This is a genomic window from Paracoccus laeviglucosivorans, assembly GCF_900182695.1.
Taxonomy (GTDB): Bacteria; Pseudomonadota; Alphaproteobacteria; order Rhodobacterales; family Rhodobacteraceae; genus Paracoccus; species Paracoccus laeviglucosivorans.
On the sequence record NZ_FXTK01000003.1, the window covers coordinates 293,487 to 315,289 of the forward strand.

A 21,803-nucleotide genomic window follows, 5' to 3' on the forward strand; every position below is an offset into this window, starting at 1 on the left:
AGCAACAAGGCGTTTCAGCGACGCGAAAGACCGGCCCGGATCGCATCGTCCTGCGCCCATGCGCCGATCCCCCGCGCGATGGCCTGTGCGGTCTGCGCGCGCCACGCCGGATCGAACAGGTTCGCCCGGTCGCCCGGATCGGTCAGAAAGCCCAGTTCCACAAGAACCGAGGGGATGTCGGGTGATTTCAGGACCGAAAACGCCGCGCCCCGGATCGGGCGGCTATGCATCGCAAGCCCGGCCTTGTTCAGCTCCGAGACGACGAATTTCGCAAAAGCCTCGGAGCGGGGCTGGGTATCCATGCGGGCAAGGTCCATCAACACATTCGCCACCTGATCGTCGGCACCTTGCAGGTCCACCCCGGACAGCAGATCGTCGCGGTCGTGGCGGATCGCCAGTTCGCGCGACGCGCGGTCGTCGGCATCCTGATTCCACGTATATAGCGACAGGCCGGCCGCCTGCCCGACCGGCAAGGCATCTGCGTGAAGCGAGATGAACAGATCGGCCCTGCCCGCCCGCGCGATGGTCATGCGCTGTTCCAACGGCACGAAGCTGTCATCGGTGCGCGTGGGCACGACCTCGAACCCGGCGCGGGTCAGGGTTTCGGTCAGTTCGCGGGCAAATCCCAGCATCACCGCCGCCTCGTATATCGCGCCGACCTGTGCGCCCGGATCGTGCCCGCCATGGCCGGGGTCGATCGCGATGCGCAGGGGGCGGCCCGTATGGCGATGCGCCTCAGGTGGCGCGATGGCCGAGGGCTTGGGCAGATCCCACAGCGCCGACAGCGCATTGCCGCGCGTCACGAAATCTTCGGCCTCGACCGGCTCGATGTCCAGGCGGACCAGCGCACCTGCTGCGCCGCCCCTGGCCGGCGCCTGCACCGCCGTGCGCAGCGCGTATGGGCCGGGCAGTTCCATGACCATGCGCGACCAGCCCGGACGAAACCGCCCCCAGCGCAATGCCGGGACAAGTTCGCGCCCCCGCAGCGCATTGGCATCGGTGCCCGCAAAGTCGATCTCGCGGAAATCCACGACAAGGCGCGGCGGGCCGTCCAGAAAATACACCCGGTAAGGCACGGGCTGGCTGATGGTCAGTTCCAGTTCAAGCGGGCGTGGTCTGCCGCGATCCCGCCCCTCGGCCACCAGCGAGGAGTTGACCAGATCGACCCGCGCCAATGCCGAACGCTCGGCCTGGGCCCATGCGGGCACGGCCAGCAATACCAGCAAAAGCGCGCAAAGCCATCTCATCGCGCGGCCATGAAGCGGGCAAGGCGCTCCAGTCCCTCGGCAATGTCGGCGGTCGATCCGGCATAGCTGAAGCGCAGCGTCTGCGCGCCGCGATGCGGGTCGAAATCCAGCCCCGGCGTCACGGCGACGCCTGCCTTGTCCAGAATCTCGGCGGCGAAACCAAGGCTGTCGGTCGTCAGCGCCGACACATCGGCATAGATATAGAATGCGCCTTCGGGCGGAGCGATGCGGTCAAAGCCGATCTGCGGCAACCGCTCAAGCATCAGGCGGCGGTTTTCGGCATAAACGGCAAGGTTCTGGTCCGCCTCGTCGATGCAATCCAGTGCGGCAAGGGCCGCGACCTGACTGGCATGCGGCGGGCAGATGAACATGTTCTGTGCAATGCGCTCGACGGTGCGGATCATGTGTTCCGGCACGACCATCCAGCCGACGCGCCAGCCGGTCATGCTGAAATACTTGGAAAAGCTGTTGATGACGAAAACATCATCCGTCACCTCAAGCGCGGAATGGAACCCGGCGCCGTAATCCAGACCGTGATAGATTTCGTCCGAGATGACGGCCATCCCCAATTCTGCCGCGCGCGCGGTCAGCGCCGCCAGTTCATCGCGCCGCAGCACCGTGCCCGACGGATTACCGGGCGAGGCAAGGATCAAACCCTGCGCCTGCGGCAAATCCTGCGGGCGCGGCTGATAGCGGTCCTCGGGACGGGTCGGGATGCCCACGGGTTCCAGCGACATGGCCCGCAGGATCTGGCGATAGCTGGGATAACCCGGCTCACCCAGCGCCACGCGGTCGCCAGCATCGAACAGCGCGGAAAAGGCAAGAATGAACGCGCCGCTGCTGCCTGGCGTCACGACCACGCGGGCGGGGTCCAGATCGACGCCATACCAGCGACGGTAAAGTTGCGCGATGCCTTGGCGCAGCGCGGGCAGACCCAGCGCGACCGTATATCCCAAAGGTTGTTCCAACGCCAAGGCCAGCGCCCGCCGCGCCCCCGCCGGCGCCGGGGTCGAGGGTTGGCCCACCTCCATGTGGATGATGTGGCGGCCTGCGGCCTCAGCCTTGCGGGCGGCTTCCATGACGTCCATGACGATGAAGGGATCGACCTGCCCCCGGCGCGACTGTTTCATCTGATCCCTCATGGTTTTTCAGCGGTATCACAACTTGAACGGGTCGGGTCAAGCGCAAGCGGTCAAGCCCGCGTGAAGCGTGCGCCGCATGGAACCTTCGCGGCTTGCAATGGCTTGCACTGCGGGTCAAGCTTCGCGCCAAATGAAAGGACATCCGATGAAAGCCATTCTGACCGCCGCCCTGCTGACGGCGACCGCCCTGCCCGCAATGGCCTTTGATCCCGCCGCGATGAACGACACCGAAAAAGCCGCCTTCGGTGCTGCCGTCCGCGACTATTTGATGGCCAATCCCGAGGTGCTCGTCGAAGCGATCAACGCCATGGAAGAACGTCGCATGGCCGATGAAAGCAAGAACGACAAGCTGCTGGTCGAACAGAACAGGGACGCAATCTTTGACGACGGCCATAGCTGGGTCGGCGGCAACCCGGACGGCGACATCACGCTGGTCGAATTCGTGGATTACCGCTGCGGTTACTGCAAGAAGGTAAACCCCGAGCTTGAAGAACTGGTCCAGAAGGACGGAAATATCCGTTTCATCATCAAGGAATTCCCGATCCTGACTGCGGAAAGCGAAATGGCCGCACGCTTTGCGGTTTCGCTGCAGCAGGTTGCGGGGCCCGATGCCTATAAGAAGGCGCATGATGCGCTTATGGCGTCACGCGGGCCGGTCAATCTGGAAAGCCTGACCAAGCTGGCCGAGGAAGTCGGTGCCGATCCCAAAGCCGTCATCGACCGCATGAACGGCGAAGAGGTCATGGCCGTTCTGCGCGCCAACAAGCAGCTTGCGCAGGGCATGAACATTCAGGGCACCCCGACCTTTATCATCGAAGGCGAGATGCTACGTGGCATCCCGCAATCGGGAATGGCGGCTGCGGTTGAACAGATCCGGGCGGCGAAAGAGGGCTGAGAGCGGCCCGCCGCCGCGCCTGTGGCTGCGGCGCGATTTGGGTATTTGCAGAACTAAGAAGGGGTGGGCTTGCCGCCCCTTTTTCATATGTCGGCGCAGGTTTTTGGCATTCGGCCTGCGGGTCTGCCGCTATTCCGCGGCTTGGGCTGCGGCAGCGTCGAGTTCGGCGGCGCGTTTTTCCACCAGCTCGACGATGTGATCGACCATCTGGTCATTGGTCATCTTGTGGTTCTGTTTGCCCGCAAGATAGACCATGCCCGCGCCCGCACCGCCGCCGGTAAAGCCGATATCGGTCATCAGCGCCTCTCCGGGGCCGTTGACCACGCAGCCGATGATCGAAAGGCTCATCGGTTGTTTGATGTGTTCAAGCCGTTTTTCCAGCGTTTCGACCGTCTTGATGACGTCGAAGCCCTGACGCGCGCAGCTGGGGCAGGAAATGATCTGCACGCCGCGGGTGCGCAGGCCAAGCGATTTCAGGATCTCGAAGCCGACCTTCACCTCTTCGACGGGATCGGCAGAGAGGCTGACGCGGATCGTGTCGCCGATGCCCATCCACAGCAGATTGCCAAGCCCGATGGCGGATTTCACCGTGCCGCCGACGAAGCCGCCCGCCTCGGTGATGCCAAGGTGAATGGGGGCGTCGGTCGCCTCGGCCAGTTGTTGATAGGCGGCGGCGGCCAGGAACACGTCGGAGGCTTTGACGCTGATCTTGAATTCGTGAAAATCGTTGTCTTGCAGGATCTTGATGTGATCCAGGCCGGATTCCACCATCGCATCCGGGCAAGGCTCGCCGTATTTTTCCAGCAGGTGTTTTTCCAGACTGCCCGCGTTCACGCCGATGCGGATCGAACAGCCATGGTCCTTGGCCGCCTTGATCACTTCGCGCACGCGGGCCGCGTCGCCGATATTGCCGGGGTTGATGCGCAGGCAGGCCGCGCCCGCCTCGGCGGCCTCGATCGCGCGTTTGTAGTGGAAATGGATGTCGGCCACGATCGGCACCGGGCTTTCGCGGCAGATTTCGCGCAAAGCCTGCGTCGAGGATTGGTCGGGGGTCGAGACGCGCACGATGTCTGCACCCGCATCCGCCGCGCGGATGATCTGGTCCAGCGTGGCGCGCACGTCGCTGCTATCCGTGTTCGTCATGGTCTGGACGCTGATCGGCGCATCGCCCCCCACGGGAACGCGCCCGACCATGATCTGACGCGATTTGCGCCGGTCGATATTGCGCCAGGGACGGATCGGATTATGCGACATGGCGATGGCCTTTTGAGCGCGGGAAGGTTTGCGTCACAGATAGGCCCATGCGGCCCGACGGGCAACCCACCCAAGGCAAAAGCCCGCGCAGGATGCCGCAGCCGTGACCCGTGTGATTATTCCTGAACCTTTTTCGGCTCGACCGGATCGGCGGATGCAAGCGCGATCATCTGCGCCAGTTCCGGGTCTTTCTTGGGGTCGGCAAAGGCCAGCTTGGCCGTCAGCGCCTCGGGCGAAAGTTCCACGTTCTTGACAACGTTCGCGCCCGGTGCAGCGGGGCCATAGGTCTGGCCGTTCACCGCGAAATAGACCGCGCCGGAATTGCCCGCGCGCAGGATCGGCGGCGCTTCCAGCTTGGGCAGGGAAAAGCGTTCGCCCGCATCCATGGTCTTTTCCAGAAGGATCGTGCCGTCAGCCGAGGTGACGCGGACCCAGGCGGGGCGCGCGGCCAAAATCTCGATCCCGGCGGCGTCCGGGGCCACGGTTCGGACCACTGCGGTATCTTCAGGAATTTCGGGGCCAAAGACTTTGCCCGCAGCGACGGCGGGCGACACCGCACCAGCCGCGATGTCCACGCTGGTCACAATGGTTTCGGGTTGCATCGCAGGGGCGTTCAGACCCGGATCGATGGCGGCAATGGGGCCATCGCGCGCAATCAGGACGGGCACTTCCAGGGCTTGCGGGCGATAGGTGCGATCCAGACCCTCGGGACGCGGCAGGTTGACCTGCGCGGATTCGATCATCTCGGGTTCGGCCGCCTCTTGCACGGGGTCAAGCGTGGCGATGACGCCCGGTGCCTGATTGCCCGGCGTCAGGTTGACCTTTTGCACCTCTTGGAGGACGGACCAGCCGCCATAGCCCAGACCACAGGCCAGAAGCGCCATGACCAGAACCGAGCCGATGGCCCGCGGCTCGATCGAGGACCACATGCTTTCAGGCTTGGGCAGAAAGATAGGATGCGGATTTGCCAACGCCTCGGCCGGGTCAGACGGGCGGCGCTGCGGTTTGGGTCCCGCTGCCTGCGCCATCATGCCATGCGACGGCTGAAAGCCCGATTCCTGACAAAAGCGGCGGAATGTCCAGTCGCTGTCCATCCCCAGATAGCGGGCATAGGAGCGCACATAGCCCGCGATGAAGCTGGGCGCGTCGAAGGCGGAAATATCGCAGTTTTCAATGGCGGCGACATAAGACGCGCGGATGCGCAACTCTCGTTGCACGTCCAGAAGCGACTTGCCCAACGTGGCGCGTTCGCCCCGCATCAGGTCGCCCAGCCGGATATCCGGATCATCAAAGCCTGGCGGCAAACCCGCCTGCTCATCATGATGCATTGGGGAATTCCCCCTCAGCCCGATCATCAACGCCTGCCCCATTCTTGCTGCTCACCTTCCGAATCGGGAAGGTCTCAGAACTTCATTAAAGCAAGGTTATCACGGCTGCGAGAGCATATCACCCCTCAACCGTCAGGCGACATTCGCCGAACGGTTGAGCTTGCACATCGACCACAGCGCGTCCATCGCCTTGACCAGTGCGTCGATTTCCTTGGGCGAATGCACCGGCGACGGGGTAAAGCGCAAACGCTCGGTCCCGCGTGGCACGGTGGGAAAGTTGATGGGCTGCACATAGATGCCGAAATCGGCCAGCAGCATGTCCGACAGCGCCTTGCAATGCACCGGGTTGCCGACATGAACGGGCACGATATGGCTGCCATGATCCATAATCGGCATTCCCAGACCGCGCAGGCGCATCTTCAGGATACGGGCATTCAGCTGTTGCTGATCGCGCAGCAACTGCCCCTCGGCCGTTTTCAGAAACGCGATCGAGGCCGCAGCACCCGCCGCGACCGCAGGCGGCAACGACGTGGTAAAGATGAAACCCGGCGCATAGGAACGCACTGCATCGCACATCTTGGCCGAGGCGGCGATATAGCCGCCGAACACGCCAAAGGCCTTGCCCAGCGTGCCGTTGAAAATGTCGATCCGGTCCAGCAGCCCGTCGCGTTCGGCCACACCGCCACCGTGGGGGCCATACATGCCCACGGCATGCACTTCGTCCAGATAGGTCAACGCGTTGAATTCATCGGCCAGATCGCAGATTTCCGCGATGGGGCCGAAATCGCCGTCCATCGAATAGATCGATTCAAAGGCAATCAGCTTCGGCGCCTCGGGGTCGTCGGCTTCCAGCAATTCGCGCAGATGCGCGACATCATTGTGGCGGAAGATGCGCTTGGCCCCCTCACCGCGCTTGATCCCCTCGATCATCGAGGCGTGGTTCAGCGTATCGGAATAGATGATCAGGCCGGGGAACAGCTTGCGAAGGGTCGAAAGCGTCGCATCATTGGCGATATAGGCGCTGGAAAAGACCAGCGCGGATTGCTTGCCGTGCAGATCGGCCAGCTCGGCCTCAAGCCGCTTGTGATAGACGGTCGTGCCGGAAATGTTGCGCGTGCCACCCGAACCCGCGCCAGTGGCGTCCAGCGCCTCGTGCATGGCGGCCAGAACAACCGGATGCTGGCCCATGCCAAGATAGTCGTTGCCGCACCAGACGGTGATCTGGCTCTCGGTCCCATCGGGGCGGGTCCAGGTCGCATGTGGGTAGGAGCCTTTACGCCGCTCAATGTCGATGAAGGTGCGGTAGCGCCCTTCTTCGTGCAATTTACCGATAGCCTGGTCGAGGGCGGCGTTATAATCCATCTGGCTCCCTTGCCTTGCTTGAACTTGGTCGCTTGGGGGATCATGGTCCCACGGGTCATGCTTAGATACGCGGCAGGGCAAGGAAAATACAGGGTCAAAATGTCGCATTACGACCATGGAACCATGGTTTTTGTCTGACCCAAACGCTAAGGAAAGGCGGAAAATGCAGGATAATTCCCGGATCGAGGAAGTTCTTTCAACGCTGGATAAAGGATTGCCGCAGGCCCTGGACCGTCTAGTGGAGTTCCTGCGCATCCCGTCGATTTCAACCGATCCGGCGCATAAGGACGACGTGCGCGATGCGGCGGAATGGCTATGCGCCGAACTGGCGGGGCTTGGCTTTGACGCATCGGTGCGCGACACACCCGGCCACCCGATGGTCGTTGCGCATTCACCCAAGGGCGACCGTCGCGGCCTGCTGTTCTATGGCCATTACGACGTGCAGCCGGTCGATCCGCTGACCCTGTGGGACCGCCCCCCGTTCGAGCCGGAAATTCAGGAAACCCCTGCTGGCCGCGTGATCCGCGCGCGCGGCGCCGCCGACGACAAGGGCCAGCTGATGACCTTTATCGAGGCGTTTCGCGCGTGGAAAGCCGTCCACGGCGCGCTGCCCACCGACCTGACCCTGCTGTTCGAGGGCGAGGAGGAATCCGGCTCGCCCAGCCTGCAGCCGTTCCTGCGCGACAATGCCGATGAACTGCGCGCGGGCATCGCGATGATCTGCGATACCGGCATGTATTCCGATGGCCGCCCCGCCATCACAACTCAGCTGCGCGGTTTGTATGGCGAGGAAATCGTGATCCACGCCGCCGATCGCGACCTGCATTCCGGTAGCTTCGGCGGGCTGGCGGCAAACCCGATCCAGATCCTTGTGAACGCGCTTTCGACCGTTAAAGACGAAAATGGCCGCGTCACTCTGCCCGGCTTTTACGATGGCGTGCCCGAGCTTTCGAACGAGCTGCGCGCCGATTGGGACGACCTGCGCTTTGACGCCAGCGAATTTCTGTCCCGCGTCGGCCTGAAACATCCCATCGGCGAAAAGGGCCGCACCGGGCTTGAGATGGTCTGGAACCAGCCGACCTTCGAAATCAACGGCATCACCGGCGGCTATACCGGCGAAGGCTTCAAGACCGTTCTGCCCGCCGAGGCGCGCGCCAAGGTCAGCTTCCGCCTGACCGGGACGCAAGATCCGCTGGCGATCCGCGATGCGTTCCGCGCCCATATCCGCGCCGCCCTGCCCGCCGATTGCCGCGTGGAATTCCACGACCACGGTGCCAGCCACGCCAGCCGCATGGACATCACCGATCCCGCCTTCGCCGCGGCAAAAACGGCGCTTTCGCAGGAATGGGGCCGCGAGGCAGCCTATATCGGCGCGGGCGGTTCGATCCCGATTGCCGGGGATTTCAAGGAAATCCTTGGCATGGATTCCATGCTGATCGGCTTTGGTCGCGACGATGACCGCATCCATTCGCCCAATGAGAAATACGATCTGGACAGCTTCGCCAAAGGCGCGCGCAGCTGGGCGCGTATTCTGGCGGCGCTAAGCTGACCTTCGCGGGCGCATCGGTGACGGTGCGCCCACCATCAGATGATGTTTTGCTGGCGGGCGATCTGGATCGCCTCGGGCACCGTTCGCGCGCCCAGGCGACTGCGTGCCGAGGTCAGGCGCGCCCGCAGCGCCCCTTCGGAAATCCCCAGCATATGCGCGGCAATGGCATAGGTCTTACCCGCCGCGACCAGCCGCAGCGCGTGCAATTCGCGCACCGTGACAGCCTTCGGGCGGGCATGGCGGTGCATACGATGCAACGCGGCCTGCAGATACTCCGCCTCGGCTAGCGAAAAAGGACGATCAGGCCGCGCAAACCCTGCGATGGTGCGCGCGCCGATCGCGCCCACCGTGACGACCAGCCCATGCACCAACCCATGCCGCGCCGCATCCGCGATCACGCCAGCCGCATCGTTTTGGGCAATATCGCTCCAATGTGCGGCGCCGTTATTGGCATAGGCCCAGGCGATGATCGGATCGCGCAGCTTGTAGGACATCGCCAGATAGCGTTGCTGCCATTGCGGCGGATACGTGTTGTAAACAAGATCGGCTTTAGCTTCGCGGATGCGGATGCCCATGTAATAGCCCGCTGACGCCAGCAACGAGATCGCGCGCAGTTCCGCTTCCACCGAAAAGGTCACGGGTCAAATTCCTCAGATGCGGTTCGGCACCGCGAATTTTATAACCTGTTTCGGCATTCTGAAAGCCGCCACCGATGCGCAAGAAAACCGCGAAATGAATGTCGCGGCTATAGGGCACGTCCCATCCGACCGCAACCAAGCGCGCATATCCATCTGTGGCGATAAGGACAGGATTGGTGGCGCGCCTCACCGACTGAACCTGTTTGGCCGCTTTGCGCATCTGTATTGAGGCGAAGGTCAGCCATCGCGCCATCCACTATCATGAATGTCTCGATCTATTGAACCCGGCCGATCGCGAGGGCGTTGGTGTCGATCAAAGCCCAGCAAGCACTTAAAGATTTGAATAGAAGGCTCGCAAAGCGCGGCAGACCGACCGTCACGATTGATGACTGCTTATGGTTCTACGACTACTCGATAGGGATTGGGGACGATAACGAGGCACAAAGCTCCATATGGGCTGCTATTGGTGCCGAAGCTGGTAAGGCTATTGGCTATGCTGCGCTAGCAGGACCCAGACAACCCCTGCAAAAAGACCGCGTTCCGCCCGAAGTCACCGCCGCCATCAATCCTCCTGTCGTCACACGCGAAAACACTGAATACATAGCGGCCGCGCCTTTTACAGAACTGACGGAACGGTCGGAACGATCCTAATCACCGGAGGCTGTTCCATATCTGACAACACCTGCTTTTGTGGAGTGATAGAGGGCGATGTCAAACGAAGCGAGGGCGCGCCTTTCTACCGTCGCTTCAGGCGTCACCTTGTCTTTGAAGGTCGGCTACAAGTGCAAGGTCAGCGACGCTATGATGACACCCTGCCCGGCGGAACCTTCAACTATCAAAAACGGATTGTGACAAGACTGACCGAGATTGAAATCGCTGCCATGATTGGTGTGGCTGAACCACGAATGCCTGATCATACTATCGGGACTTAAGACCACGGGGCAGCGAGGGCATTCCCCAGCGGGCCATCGCCATTTCTGCCCCTTCGTCACCGTGCCGGATGATCGGCGCGAGGTAATCGGGGATAAACATCGGTTTTCCACGGCTCATTGCCGGTTCTGTCGCGCGCCGGGAAGAGGCTCGCGATTTCAGCTGGGGTGCGCTTCGTCGTATAGAGATTGCACACGGATAGCCCCTGCGCCGATGTTCTTCGCTTGCTGAACTGGTGCTGAACCAAATTGCAGCAGATAGCCCCAGCAGTTTTTCTCGCCGTTAAATCATTGATTTTAAAAGAAAATGGCGCACCCAAGAGGATTCGAACCTCTGACCTCTGCCTTCGGAGGGCAGCGCTCTATCCAGCTGAGCTATGGGTGCAACCTTGCGATTGCATAGCCGCTAACTTGCGGCTCTGCAATGGGGATCAGGCGAAAAGCTCTCGGCAAAAGGCCAGCCCGTCGATCAGGACATCTACCTCGGCCTTGGTGTTATACATCGCAAAACTGGCGCGCGCCGTTGCCGAAACCCCAAAGAAATCCAGCAGCGGCATGGCGCAATGTGTCCCTGCCCTGACGGCGATGCCACGCTTGTCCAGAATGGTCGAGATGTCATGGGCATGTGCCCCCTCCATCGTCAACGAGAAGATCGCACCCTTGTCCGCCGCATCGCCCTGAACCGAAACCCAGTTCAGGCTGCGCAGCCGGTCGCGCGCGTAATCGCGGATGCCGCGTTCATGGGCCGCGACATTCTCCATGCCAAGCTCCATCAGGTATTCCAGCGCAGCGCCCAGACCGATCTGGTTGACGATGCCGGGCGTCCCCGCCTCGAACCGCAGCGGCGGATCGGCATAATCCACGCTTTCGCGCGTAACGGTGCGGATCATGTCGCCGCCGCCCATAAAGGGGCGCATCTCGGCCTGACGTTCACGCGAAATCCAGATCGCCCCCGACCCCGAGGGGCCGTAAAGCTTGTGCCCGGTGATGCAGTAGAAATCGACGCCCAAAGCACCGACATCCACCGGCATATGGACCGCGCCCTGACTGCCATCGACCAGCACCGGGACATCCGTGCCGCGCGCGATGGCGGCAACATCGACCACCGTGCCAGTCACGTTCGACATATGCGTCACCGCAACAAGCCGGGTCTTCGGCCCGACCGCAGCCAGCACTTTCTCAGCCGGCAGGCTGCCATCGGGCTCGGGCTCGACCCATTTCAGCACCACGCCCTGACGTTCGCGCAGGAAATGCCACGGCACGATATTGGCGTGATGTTCCAGCACCGAAAGCACGATCTCATCGCCCGGCTGCAGCCGCGGCGCGGCCCAGCCATAGGAGACAAGGTTGATCCCCTCGGTCGAACCAGAGGTGAAGATCACCTCATCTTCGTGCGGGGCGTTCAGGAAACGCGCGATGATCGCGCGCACCCGTTCGTAATTTTCGGTCGCGAGGTTCGACAGGTAATGCAGGCCGCGATGAACGTTGGCATACTCACCCTCATAGGCGCGGGTGATCGCGTCGATCACCTGACGCGGCTTTTGCGACGATGCGCCGCTGTCCAGATAGACCAGCGGACGACCGTTGACCTGACGCGACAGGATCGGAAAATCAGCGCGGACTTTTTCGATGTCGAAGCTCATGGAGCGACCTCCGGTAGAATGCCAAATGCGGCGGCGATGATCGACAGCACGAAACCCAGCAGAAACACGCTGCCGATGAACCCAAGTGCGACCTTGGCGGTGCTTTGGAACCCATGCAGCGCCTTGGTCATCGCAATCGTCAGATAGACCGAAATGGCAAAGGCGATAATCGACATCAGCGAAGCAGTGCCGGGAAACAGCAGCATTGCAACCAGTTGCACAGCCTGCAGCCCGACAAGGATCAGCTCGACCCAGCCGATCAGCAGCACCGCGTCATCGAACGCGCCCTGACCGCCGAATGCCCGTCCGATGACGGTGATGGCGATGGCCGAAATCACCATGGCCCCCAATTGCAGCACAGCCAGAGACATCGGAACCGACAGGATCGCTGTCAGCGCATCCTGAGACATGGGCGGAAACATGACACGGGCGATGCCAGCCAGCAGCGTCGACAGGCAGACGGCCACGCCCAGCACCATCCACCGCTCGGCCATGGACAGATCCAGCCCGCGCAGCACCGCCACGCCCTGCGCCGGATTGCGCAGCGTGGTCACCATCAGTTCGCCCAGATCGCGGAAATTCATGAATGCTCCGTCATTGCGCGGATGCGGTGGACACCGCACGCAGCCCCGCGCCCCATATCATCAGAAAACCAAGGCCCGCCACCGCGCGGGTCAAGGTCAGCGCCGGACCGGGGCCGACCAGCCCCGCCGTCAGTCCCGCCAGCAACATCGCGGGCGCGACGGCCAGCAGCGCCCAGAACAGCGCCAGCCGGGACGCCTGCGGATCAATCCGCCATGGTGTCAGCCGCGACAATCCCGCGACCAGCGCCGCCAGCGCGTAGGCCACCAGCGGCATCATGAACAGCACCGCCGTCGCAGCCCCCGCCATCCGCGCAGCCATCGGAACCGAGGGGTCCAGATGCGCCGCCCGCGCATGTTCAGGTGTCTGCGCGACCAGAAACATCAGCATCGCCGCCATCAGGATGACGACCAGCGCCCGGTCGGGGATGCCGCGCAGGGACGTAACCACCCTGCCCGGCGCCCACCAGCTTTGCACAATGCGCGGGACGATCCCGGACTGCATGGTCTTAGCTTGCAGCCCGGCTGGTCAGCCATTCGTCCAGACGGCCAAGAATGTCGTCGCGCAGACGGTCATCCTCGATCTCATCCAGCGCGTCGGCCAGGAAGGACAGCACCAGCAGCACGATCGCCTGTTCACGCGGCACCCCGCGCGAGCGCAGGTAGAACAGCGCCGTTTCATCCAGCGCACCGGTCGTCGAACCATGCGAACATTTCACGTCGTCGGCATAGATCTCCAGCTCGGGCTTGGCCAGAAACTGGCTGCCTTCGTCCAGCAGAAGACCTTGGCTGATCTGGTAGCCATCGGTCCTTTGCGCGCCGGGTTTCACCAGAATCTTGCCCTGGAAGATGCCATTCGCACCGTGCTTCAGCACCTTCTTGAACACCTGACGGCTTTCGCAACGCTCGGCGGCATGGGTGATGAAAACGGTGTCGTCGTGATGGAACTTGCCGGTGCTGCCATCGCCAAGTGCGGCGGCGGCAATATGTGCCACGGCGTCGTCGCCAAGGATCTGGATCACGCCTTCGTTGCGCATCATCTCGCCATTGACGGCCAGCGAGAAGGACTTGAACAGCGCAGCTTCACCCACGCGGGCAAAGATATGGCCGATGCCGACCTTGGCATCGTCGGCACGCTTGCTGGCGATATGATGGAAACGCGCGCCCTTGGCCACGTCCACCTCAAGCACCGCGTTCGAACGTGCACCCAGCGCGCCGGTTTCCAGCAGCGTCAGTTCGGCACCTTCCTCAAGCGCCACGACGTGATGCACCATCACGTCCGCGGCAGCATCGGCGCGGCGATAGATCAGATGCACCGGACGCGCGACCTGCCCCGTCACACGGATCAGCACGCCATCGACGGCTGCCAGCGTGTTCAGCACGGCAAAGGGACGCTTCACCGGGGTCTGCCCCTCGGTCTCCAGCTTGCCATAAAAGGCAGCGGCCCAGTGATCGCCCGCATCGGCGGTGGCCAGCGTCGAGATTTCCAACCCCTCGCCCGCCAGATCGTCCGAGGCGTCTGCATCGAAACGGCCATCGACAAAGACCAGCTTCAGCCGGTCGATTTCCGCAAACAGGGTCGATTCACGCGCCGGGATGTCCAGCGCAGTGGCCTTCGGTGCGTTGAACGCCGCCGGGTCGGTATAGCGCCAGTATTCGTCACGCGCGCCCGGCAGGCCCATTGCCTGCAGGCGCTCAGCCGCATCGGCGCGGGCCGCGCGGGTGAAACCACCCTGCGGCAGGTCCAGCGCAGCCAGCCGCGCCGTTAGCGCCGCATCGCCGGGCCGCGCTTTCCCCTCGACCGTTGGGGTCTGGGCGGCAAGAACAGCCGTATCCGCCATCAGTTGGCCTCCGCCAGCAGATCGCCGTAGCCGTTCTTTTCGACTTCCAGCGCCAGTTCAGGGCCGCCGGTCTTGATGATGCGGCCGTTCGACATGATGTGAACCACGTCCGGTTTGATATGGTCCAGCAGGCGCTGATAATGCGTGATGACAAGGAAGCTGCGATCGGGCGAACGCAGCGCGTTCACGCCTTCGGCCACCAGACGCATCGCATCGACGTCCAGACCCGAATCCGTTTCATCCAGGATGCACATCCGGGGTTCCAGCATTGCCATCTGCAGGATTTCGTTGCGCTTTTTCTCACCGCCCGAGAAGCCCACATTGACCGGACGCTTCAGCATGTCGGCGTCGATCTGCAGGGTCTTGGCCTTTTCGCGCACGACCTTCAGGAACTCGGCCGAGGAAAGTTCTTCCTCGCCACGTGCCTTGCGCTGAGCGTTCACTGCGGTGCGCAGAAAGGTCAGGTTGCCCACGCCCGGAATTTCGACCGGGTATTGGAACGCAAGGAACAGACCGGCGGCAGCGCGCTCCTCGGGCTCCATCTCCAGCAGCGCCTCACCGTCCAGCGAGGCCTCACCTTCGGTCACTTCGTAACCGTCGCGGCCCGACAGCACATAGGACAGCGTGGATTTCCCCGAACCGTTCGGGCCCATGATCGCATGGACCTCGCCTGCCGGGACGGTCAGATCCACGCCCTTGAGGATTTGCTTATCCTCTTCCTCAAGTTTGACGTGCAGATTCTTGATTTCCAGCATGTTTCGTTCCTATTCCACGGTCACGGCGGTGCCCGAGGCGGACACCATCAGCATGTTGTTGATGACTTCATAGTCAAGATCGACACCGATCACGGCATTGCCGCCAGCGGCGCGGGCACGGTCCTGCATTTCCGACAGGGCCGTTTCGCGCGCCTCGGCCAGCGCGGATTCGTAGGCGCCGGAACGGCCGCCCACGATGTCGCGAATGCCTGCGAACAGGTCACGGAAGATATTGGCACCGATGATCGTCTCTCCGGTCACGACGCCATGATAGGCGGTGACGCGGCGACCCTCGACACTGTTGGTCGTGGTGACGATCATCCCACCGACCCTTCAAGCGAGATCGCGACCAGCGACTGCGCTTCCATTGCGAATTCCATCGGCAGCGCCTGCAGCACTTCGCGGCAGAAGCCGTTCACGACCAGCGCGACGGCCTCTTCCTCATCCATGCCACGCGCGCGGCAATAGAACAGCTGGTCGTCATCGACCTTGCTGGTCGTCGCCTCATGTTCGACGCGGGACGAGGTGTTCTTGACCTCGATATAGGGCACGGTATGCGCACCGCATTGATCACCGATCAGCAGGCTGTCGCATTGGGTATAGTTGCGGCTGTTGGTGGCGCGCGGGTGCATCGTCACCAGACCGCGATAGGTGTTCTGCGCCTTGCCCGCAGAAATCCCTTTTGAAACAATGCGCGATCGGGTGTTCTTGCCAAGATGGATCATCTTGGTCCCGGTGTCGGCCTGCTGCATGTTGTTGGCGATGGCGATGGAATAGAACTCGCCTTGGCTTTCTTCGCCGCGCAGGATGCAGGACGGATATTTCCACGTGATCGCCGAGCCGGTTTCAACCTGCGTCCACATCACCTTGGCCCGAGCCTCGCGGCAATCGGCGCGCTTAGTGACAAAGTTGTAGATGCCGCCCTTGCCGTCTTCGTCGCCGGGGAACCAGTTCTGGACGGTCGAGTATTTCACCTCGGCATCTTCCAGAATGACGATCTCGACCACGGCGGCGTGCAGCTGCGCGGTGTCACGTTTGGGCGCGGTGCAGCCTTCCAGATAGCTGACATAGCTACCCTTGTCGGCAATGATCAGCGTCCGTTCGAACTGCCCGGTGTTTTCCGCGTTGATGCGGAAATAGGTCGAAAGCTCCATCGGGCAGCGCACGCCCGGCGGAATATAGACGAACGACCCATCCGAGAACACGGCGCTGTTCAGCGTCGCATAGAAGTTGTCGGATTGCGGCACGACACTGCCCAGATATTTCTGGACCAGCTCGGGATGTTCGCGGATCGCCTCGGAGATCGAGCAGAAGATCACGCCCGCCTTAGCCAGTTCGTCCTTGAAGGTCGTGCCAACCGAAACGCTGTCGAACACGGCATCCACGGCGACCTTGCGGCCCTCCGCCGGGGCATCCTCAGCCCCCTCGACGCCTGCAAGGATCATCTGCTCCTTCAGCGGGATCCCCAGCTTTTCATAGGTCGCCAACAGCTTGGGATCGACCTCGTCCAGTGACTTCGGCTTGACTTCCATGCTTTTGGGACGGGCGTAGTAATACTGATCCTGAAAGTCGATTTCGGGATAGTTCACCATCGCCCATTTCGGTTCCGTCATGGTCTGCCAGCGGCGGAAAGCCTGCAGGCGCCATTCGGTCATCCATTCGGGTTCGTTGTTCTTGGTCGAGATCAGGCGAACGATGTCTTCGTTCACGCCCTTGGGGGCGTATTCCATCTCGATCTCGGTGTCCCAGCCGTATTTATACGACCCCATGTTCTGGACGGTCTCGACGGTCTCGCGGTCCACGCCTTCGCGGACTTCAATTTCTTCGAGTTCAGCAGCCATCTCAAACCCTTCCTGCGGTTTCCCGCGTGTCATTCCTTTGCCGCCAGCGCGCATGGGCCGCCAGCCAGGCATCTGCGAAACGCACAACATCCCGACCGTCCGTCGTCGGACCGATCGAGACGCGGATCGCATCGCCCGCCCATTCCGCCGCGATGCCCATGGCCGTCAGGACCGAACTTGGCCGGACCTTCCCCGACGAACAGGCCGAGCCCGCCGAAACGGCGAAACCGGCCAGATCCATCTGCATCACCTGCGTCTCTCCGCGCCAACCCGGCGTCAGGATCGACAATGTATTGGGCAGGCGGCGGGATTCGCGTCCCGGGAATGTAACCATTTCCGTCTGGGATTCCAGTGCGGCCATCAGCGAATCCCTGATCTCGGCCATTTTTTCAGGGATGCCACGATCCAGATCCGCTTGCGCTGCGCGCGCGGCGGCGGCAAAGCCCATGATGCCGATCAGGTTCTCGGTCCCGGCGCGGCGGCCCTGTTCCTGACCGCCGCCTTTCAGACGCGCCTCGATCTCGGTCCCGCGTTTGACGACCAGCGCGCCGATGCCGCGCGGCCCGCCCAGCTTATGGGCGCTGACAAATCCCGCCTCGATCCCCAGCCAGTTGAAGGCAAAGGGGATTTTCCCGAAAGCCTGCGTCATGTCGCTGACGGCCAGCCCGTGCGGCAGATCCTGAATGACGCCGGTTTCGGGATTGGCCAGTTGCAAAGTTGCGCGCGCCGGGTCGGGAACCGTCACGATACCCGCTGCATCCACCGCCAGTTCAGGCCGAACCCAGGCCAGCACGGCGGCATGTTCCACCCCCGCGCAGGCCAGATCGCGCCCTTGCAGCACCAGCGCAGCACTTTCCGTCGCGCCCGAGGTGAAGATGACATCCGCCCCTTCGGCCCCCAGCGCCGCGGCCACATCCTCGCGCGCACGCTCCAGCGCGGATTTCGCGGCGCGGCCTTCGGCATGGACGGATGACGGATTGCCCACGATCTCGGTCGCGGAAAGCATCGCCTCGCGGGCCTCGGGACGCAGAGGGGCGGTGGCGTTCCAATCCAGATAGGTGCGGTTCATCCCAAATCCTCCGGCAGGTGATCCAGCGCGTCGGCAATGCGTTCGGCCAGCTGCGCAGCCACCTGTTCCTTGCGCATCCGGGGCCAGCTTTCAGCGCCGTCTTCGGTGATCAGCGTGACGGCATTTTCCGTCCCGCCCATGATGCCGGTCGCGGGGCTGACATCATTGGCGACGATCCAATCCGCAGCTTTGCGCAGACGCTTGGCGGTCGCATGGGCGATCACATCATCGGTTTCGGCGGCAAAGCCCACGACCAGCGCCGGACGTTTCTGCGCCAGATGCCCGATCCATGCCAGAATATCGGGGTTTTCGGCAAATTGCAGGCTGGGCGCCATGCCGCCGGCATCTTTCTTGATCTTGTGATCCTGCGCGTTCGTCACATGCCAATCGGCCACAGCGGCGGCCATGACGGCAGCATCGGCGGGCAAGGCCGTCTCGACCGCGTGGCGCATTTCGACCGCAGTCTGGACGCGGATCACATCGACGCCAGCAGGTGGCGGCACTTCGGCGGGGCCGGTGACGAAACTGACCTTTGCCCCCAGATCACGCAGCGCGGCGGCAATCGCCGTCCCCTGCGCCCCGCTGGAGCGGTTGGCGATATAGCGCACCGGGTCGATCGGCTCATGCGTCGGCCCCGAGGTCACGATCACATGCCGCCCCGCCAGACGTTGCGAGGGCAGCGCCACCACCGCCTCGGGCGGCAGCCGTAGCGGGCGCACACGACCAAGAGCGGTCAGGATGGCTTCCTTGATCTCCTCGGGTTCCGACATGCGGCCCGGACCGTATTCGCCGCAAGCCATGTCGCCTTCGACTGGACCGACGAAACGAATGCCGTCCTCCTCCAGCATATCGCGATTGCGGCGGGTGGCGGCGTGCTGCCACATCCGCACGTTCATCGCGGGCGCGATCAGCACCGGCTTGTCGGTCGCAAGCAGCAGGGTCGAGGCCAGATCATTCGCCATCCCCGCCACCATCCGCGCCATCAGGTCGGCCGTCGCAGGGGCCACCACCACCAGATCGGCGGCGCGCGACAGCTGGATATGCCCCATCTCGGATTCGCGGGTCAGGTCGAACAGCTCGGTGTGGCAGGGCTGTTCGGCCAGCGCCGACAGCGTCAACGGCGTCACGAACTGCGCCCCCGCCTGCGTCAGCACAGGCGTCACCGCCACACCTTCGCGGCGCAACATGCGGATCAGTTCCGGGATCTTGAAGGCGGCGATGCCCCCTCCGACAATCAGCAAGACGCGGCTGCCCAGCATGGTTGCTCCCTTCGACGTGGCCTTGTCCCTGCACATAGGGGGAAAGCCCGCCTGCGGCAAGGAAACGTGCCCGTTAACCTTTCCTTAAACACGATCCGGTTAACGATCTGCCAAGCGCATTCCGGGGACGACATGGCAGCAACCGCCTATACCGTGGCTTTCGAGGGGGTCGAGGCCCGACTGGTCGAGGTGCAATGTTCGGTCACGCCGGGCCTGCCGGGTTTCGGCATCGTCGGTCTGCCCGACAAATCGGTCAGCGAGGCGCGCGAACGTGTCCGCGCGGCCTTTGGCGCATTGTCCATCGCCATGCCTTCGCGCAGAGTCACGGTGAACATGTCGCCAGCGGATCTGCCCAAGGAAGGCTCACATTACGATCTGCCCATCGCGCTGGCCGTGCTTGCGGCGCTGGAGGTGATCCCGACGGATGCGCTGTCGCAGATTGTCTCGCTTGGGGAACTGGCGCTGGATGGACGGCTTTCGCCGGTCGCAGGCGCCCTGCCCGCCGCGCTAGCCGCGTCCGAGGATGACCGTGCGCTGATGGTCCCTGCCGCCTGCGGTCCCGAGGCCGCCTGGGTCGGTGCCGTTCCGGTCTTTGCGCCACGCAATCTGCGCGAGGCTGTCGATCACCTGACCGACCGCGCGCCGCTGACCCGCGCCGACCCCGGCGAGGCGCGGGATCGCGACATTTTCGATGACCTGTCCGATGTGAAAGGTCAGGAACGCGCTCGTCGCGCCATCGAAATCGCCGCAGCCGGCCGTCATCATCTGCTGATGGTCGGCGCACCGGGCGCCACGAAAACCATGCTTGCCAAACGCCTGCCCGGAATTCTGCCACCCCTGACCCCGACCGAGGCGCTGGAAACCTCGGTCATTCATTCGGTCGCGGGTATGCTGAAGAATGGTGCGATCTCTCGCTCGGCCCCGTTCTGCCAGCCGCATCACACCGCCTCGATGGCCGCGATCGTCGGCGGTGGACGCCATGCCGGGCCGGGCCAGATCAGCCTTGCCCATAACGGCGTGCTGTTCATGGACGAACTGCCGGAATTTGAACGCCGCGTCATCGACGCCCTGCGCGAACCGATCGAGACCGGAGAGATTCACGTCTCGCGTGCCAATGCCCATATCCGCTACCCGGCGCGCTTCCTGCTGGTCGCGGCGGCCAATCCCTGTCGCTGCGGCTATCTGCCCGATCCCGCCCGCGCCTGCGCCAAGGCACCCGTCTGCGGCGCCGATTACATGGGCCGCGTGTCCGGTCCGATGATGGACCGTTTCGACCTGCGCATGGAGGTGCCGCAGATCACTATCGACGAGATGAACCTGCCCGGTCGGGGCGAAAGCTCGGCTGACGTGGCCGCCCGCGTGGCCGCTGCCCGCGCAATCCAGTCCGAGCGTTTTTCAGGCCATCCGCAGGCGCGGGTGAATGCCGACGCCTCGGGTCGCCTGCTGGAGGAGGTCGCCCCACTGGATCAGGAATGCCGCGACCTGCTGACCCGCGCCGCCGAGCGTTTTGGCCTGACCCCGCGCGGCTATCACCGCATCCTGCGCACGGCGCGCACGATTGCCGATCTGGACGCCTCGGCCAAAATTCGCCAGCCCCACTTGGCCGAGGCGCTGTCCTATCGGCTGGCATTTACGCAGATGGGCTGAGCTGCGCCGTATCCGGCAATAAAACGGCACACCGATCGCGACTGTATTGTTGTTCACACCCCGAGACGTTGAGGTTTACACTGAAAAGCGACGCCCTTCGTAACCCTGATGTGTCCACTGTCCATCAACTGCGGCAGGTTTTCCACCGGGCGGCATATTCGACGTTACCGTTGGGGGCTAACTGCTTGAGGGGGACGTTAGATAACCCGCCTCTCGGCGGCGCTTTGCATAAGTTGCCAAACGATCACCGAAAACCAAGTTTCCGCTGTATTCGATAGCTCAACTGGCGGGGCGTAGCCGTATCAGGTGATTTTTTCTGCCACGGCTTCAGCTTGGATTAAGCGCCCAATGCCGCAGCAGATCCCACCACAAGCGTGCCCATTCTGCCAAGACATGGGCTTTCGCAATGCGGCTCAAGTCGGCCCATAAACTTTTCGAGTGCCGTCTTCAGGAGCTCGCCCCGCGCCACCACCAACGACAACTGCGCTGGAACTTAGGCGAAATCGACCGCAGTTGTGTTCAAGATCAAAGCCACAGCTGCAACCTCATGCGCAGTCGAGTGATGCAAAGTTGCGCATCGCTGTCTGATACCGACACGCTTCACCCCCGAGCCAAGCCGTCAAACAAGGCACGGTTCAGTCTTGATGTTATCGGAAAAATAACTTCGCGGACACGACTAGAGAAGCACCGCATTCATGTAAACGCGGTGCCCTGTTTCATCATCATCTGCGAATAAAATCGCGTCCACAACATGCGCAGCGATCAGAAAGCAGCATGGAGCAACCTGCTAATCCCAAGCGAGCGTCAAAGCTCTCCTAGAAGG

20 protein-coding genes and 1 tRNA gene are annotated in these 21,803 nt (G+C 62.8%); 4 read left to right on the forward strand and 17 right to left on the reverse strand.

Annotated elements, in window-relative coordinates:
- Positions 1–14: 14 nt before the first annotated feature.
- Complete coding sequence (locus tag FN835_RS05255) at positions 15–1,247, reverse strand: N-acetylmuramoyl-L-alanine amidase (protein ID WP_142662141.1); 1,233 nt, start codon at positions 1,245–1,247, stop codon at positions 15–17.
- Complete coding sequence (locus FN835_RS05260; RefSeq protein WP_142662142.1) at positions 1,244–2,377, reverse strand: pyridoxal phosphate-dependent aminotransferase; 1,134 nt, start codon at positions 2,375–2,377, stop codon at positions 1,244–1,246. The genes FN835_RS05255 and FN835_RS05260 overlap by 4 nt, the downstream gene beginning before the upstream one ends.
- A 157-nt stretch (positions 2,378–2,534) precedes the next feature.
- Here FN835_RS05260 and FN835_RS05265 point away from each other — a divergent pair, with 157 nt between their 5' ends.
- Positions 2,535–3,284: a DsbA family protein gene (locus FN835_RS05265; RefSeq protein WP_142662143.1), complete on the forward strand. Its 750-nt coding sequence runs from the start codon at positions 2,535–2,537 to the stop codon at positions 3,282–3,284.
- A gap of 129 nt (positions 3,285–3,413) precedes the next feature.
- Here FN835_RS05265 and ispG read toward each other — a convergent pair whose 3' ends face one another.
- The 3 genes from ispG to hemA all read right to left on the reverse strand — a co-directional run bounded on the left by ispG (position 3,414) and on the right by hemA (position 7,228).
- On the reverse strand, positions 3,414–4,538 hold the full coding sequence (gene ispG, locus FN835_RS05270) for a flavodoxin-dependent (E)-4-hydroxy-3-methylbut-2-enyl-diphosphate synthase (protein ID WP_142662144.1): 1,125 nt from the start codon (positions 4,536–4,538) through the stop codon (positions 3,414–3,416).
- 116 nt (positions 4,539–4,654) lie between these two features.
- The gene (locus tag FN835_RS05275) at positions 4,655–5,893 is read right to left on the reverse strand and encodes a helix-turn-helix domain-containing protein (protein WP_142662145.1); all 1,239 of its coding nucleotides are present in this window, start codon (positions 5,891–5,893) and stop codon (positions 4,655–4,657) included.
- A gap of 105 nt (positions 5,894–5,998) precedes the next feature.
- The gene (hemA, locus tag FN835_RS05280; RefSeq protein ID WP_142662146.1) at positions 5,999–7,228 is read right to left on the reverse strand and encodes a 5-aminolevulinate synthase; all 1,230 of its coding nucleotides are present in this window, start codon (positions 7,226–7,228) and stop codon (positions 5,999–6,001) included.
- A 163-nt stretch (positions 7,229–7,391) separates the two neighbouring features.
- On the opposite strand from hemA, the gene FN835_RS05285 reads away from it, so the two are divergent.
- Complete coding sequence (locus tag FN835_RS05285; protein WP_142662147.1) at positions 7,392–8,777, forward strand: dipeptidase; 1,386 nt, start codon at positions 7,392–7,394, stop codon at positions 8,775–8,777.
- A 35-nt stretch (positions 8,778–8,812) separates the two neighbouring features.
- Here the strand turns inward: FN835_RS05285 and FN835_RS05290 are convergent, their stop codons facing one another.
- Positions 8,813–9,415, reverse strand: a complete 603-nt coding sequence (locus tag FN835_RS05290; RefSeq protein WP_142662148.1) for an autoinducer binding domain-containing protein — start codon at positions 9,413–9,415, stop codon at positions 8,813–8,815.
- Positions 9,327–9,668, reverse strand: a complete 342-nt coding sequence (locus tag FN835_RS21175; protein WP_185958589.1) for a hypothetical protein — start codon at positions 9,666–9,668, stop codon at positions 9,327–9,329. The genes FN835_RS05290 and FN835_RS21175 overlap by 89 nt, the downstream gene beginning before the upstream one ends.
- Before the next feature lie 53 nt (positions 9,669–9,721).
- On the opposite strand from FN835_RS21175, the gene FN835_RS05300 reads away from it, so the two are divergent.
- Positions 9,722–10,066 carry a hypothetical protein gene (locus FN835_RS05300; RefSeq protein WP_142662150.1) on the forward strand — a complete coding sequence of 115 codons (345 nt, stop codon included), beginning with the start codon at positions 9,722–9,724 and terminating at the stop codon, positions 10,064–10,066.
- A 586-nt stretch (positions 10,067–10,652) separates the two neighbouring features.
- Here the strand turns inward: FN835_RS05300 and FN835_RS05305 are convergent.
- The 10 genes from FN835_RS05305 to coaBC all read right to left on the reverse strand — a co-directional run bounded on the left by FN835_RS05305 (position 10,653) and on the right by coaBC (position 19,333).
- A tRNA-Arg gene (locus FN835_RS05305) sits at positions 10,653–10,729 on the reverse strand.
- Positions 10,730–10,775: 46 nt separating this feature from the next.
- Complete coding sequence (locus FN835_RS05310; RefSeq protein WP_142662151.1) at positions 10,776–11,987, reverse strand: cysteine desulfurase; 1,212 nt, start codon at positions 11,985–11,987, stop codon at positions 10,776–10,778.
- A complete protein-coding gene (locus FN835_RS05315; RefSeq protein WP_142662152.1) occupies positions 11,984–12,571 on the reverse strand; it encodes a Yip1 family protein in 588 nt (195 codons plus the stop codon). The genes FN835_RS05310 and FN835_RS05315 overlap by 4 nt, the downstream gene beginning before the upstream one ends.
- 10 nt (positions 12,572–12,581) lie before the next feature.
- Positions 12,582–13,073: a hypothetical protein gene (locus FN835_RS05320; RefSeq protein ID WP_142662153.1), complete on the reverse strand. Its 492-nt coding sequence runs from the start codon at positions 13,071–13,073 to the stop codon at positions 12,582–12,584.
- 4 nt (positions 13,074–13,077) lie between these two features.
- Entirely contained in the window at positions 13,078–14,409 is a 1,332-nt protein-coding gene (locus FN835_RS05325) for a SufB/SufD family protein (protein WP_142662154.1), read from the reverse strand.
- Positions 14,409–15,164, reverse strand: coding sequence for a Fe-S cluster assembly ATPase SufC (gene sufC / locus FN835_RS05330; RefSeq protein ID WP_142662155.1), 756 nt, complete (start codon positions 15,162–15,164; stop codon positions 14,409–14,411). The genes FN835_RS05325 and sufC overlap by 1 nt, the downstream gene beginning before the upstream one ends.
- Before the next feature lie 9 nt (positions 15,165–15,173).
- On the reverse strand, positions 15,174–15,485 hold the full coding sequence (locus FN835_RS05335) for a heavy metal-binding domain-containing protein (protein WP_142662156.1): 312 nt from the start codon (positions 15,483–15,485) through the stop codon (positions 15,174–15,176).
- Positions 15,482–17,005 (reverse strand): Fe-S cluster assembly protein SufB, encoded by a 1,524-nt coding sequence (sufB, locus tag FN835_RS05340; RefSeq protein ID WP_142662157.1) that lies wholly within the window; start codon positions 17,003–17,005, stop codon positions 15,482–15,484. The genes FN835_RS05335 and sufB overlap by 4 nt, the downstream gene beginning before the upstream one ends.
- Before the next feature lies 1 nt (position 17,006).
- Complete coding sequence (locus FN835_RS05345) at positions 17,007–18,074, reverse strand: cysteine desulfurase family protein (protein ID WP_142662158.1); 1,068 nt, start codon at positions 18,072–18,074, stop codon at positions 17,007–17,009.
- Positions 18,071–19,333, reverse strand: coding sequence for a bifunctional phosphopantothenoylcysteine decarboxylase/phosphopantothenate--cysteine ligase CoaBC (gene coaBC, locus FN835_RS05350; RefSeq protein WP_142662159.1), 1,263 nt, complete (start codon positions 19,331–19,333; stop codon positions 18,071–18,073). Before coaBC ends, FN835_RS05345 begins: the two co-directional genes overlap by 4 nt.
- Before the next feature lie 132 nt (positions 19,334–19,465).
- Between coaBC and FN835_RS05355 the strand changes: the two genes are divergently transcribed.
- A complete protein-coding gene (locus FN835_RS05355) occupies positions 19,466–20,980 on the forward strand; it encodes a YifB family Mg chelatase-like AAA ATPase (RefSeq protein WP_142662160.1) in 1,515 nt (504 codons plus the stop codon).
- Positions 20,981–21,803: the final 823 nt, after the last annotated feature.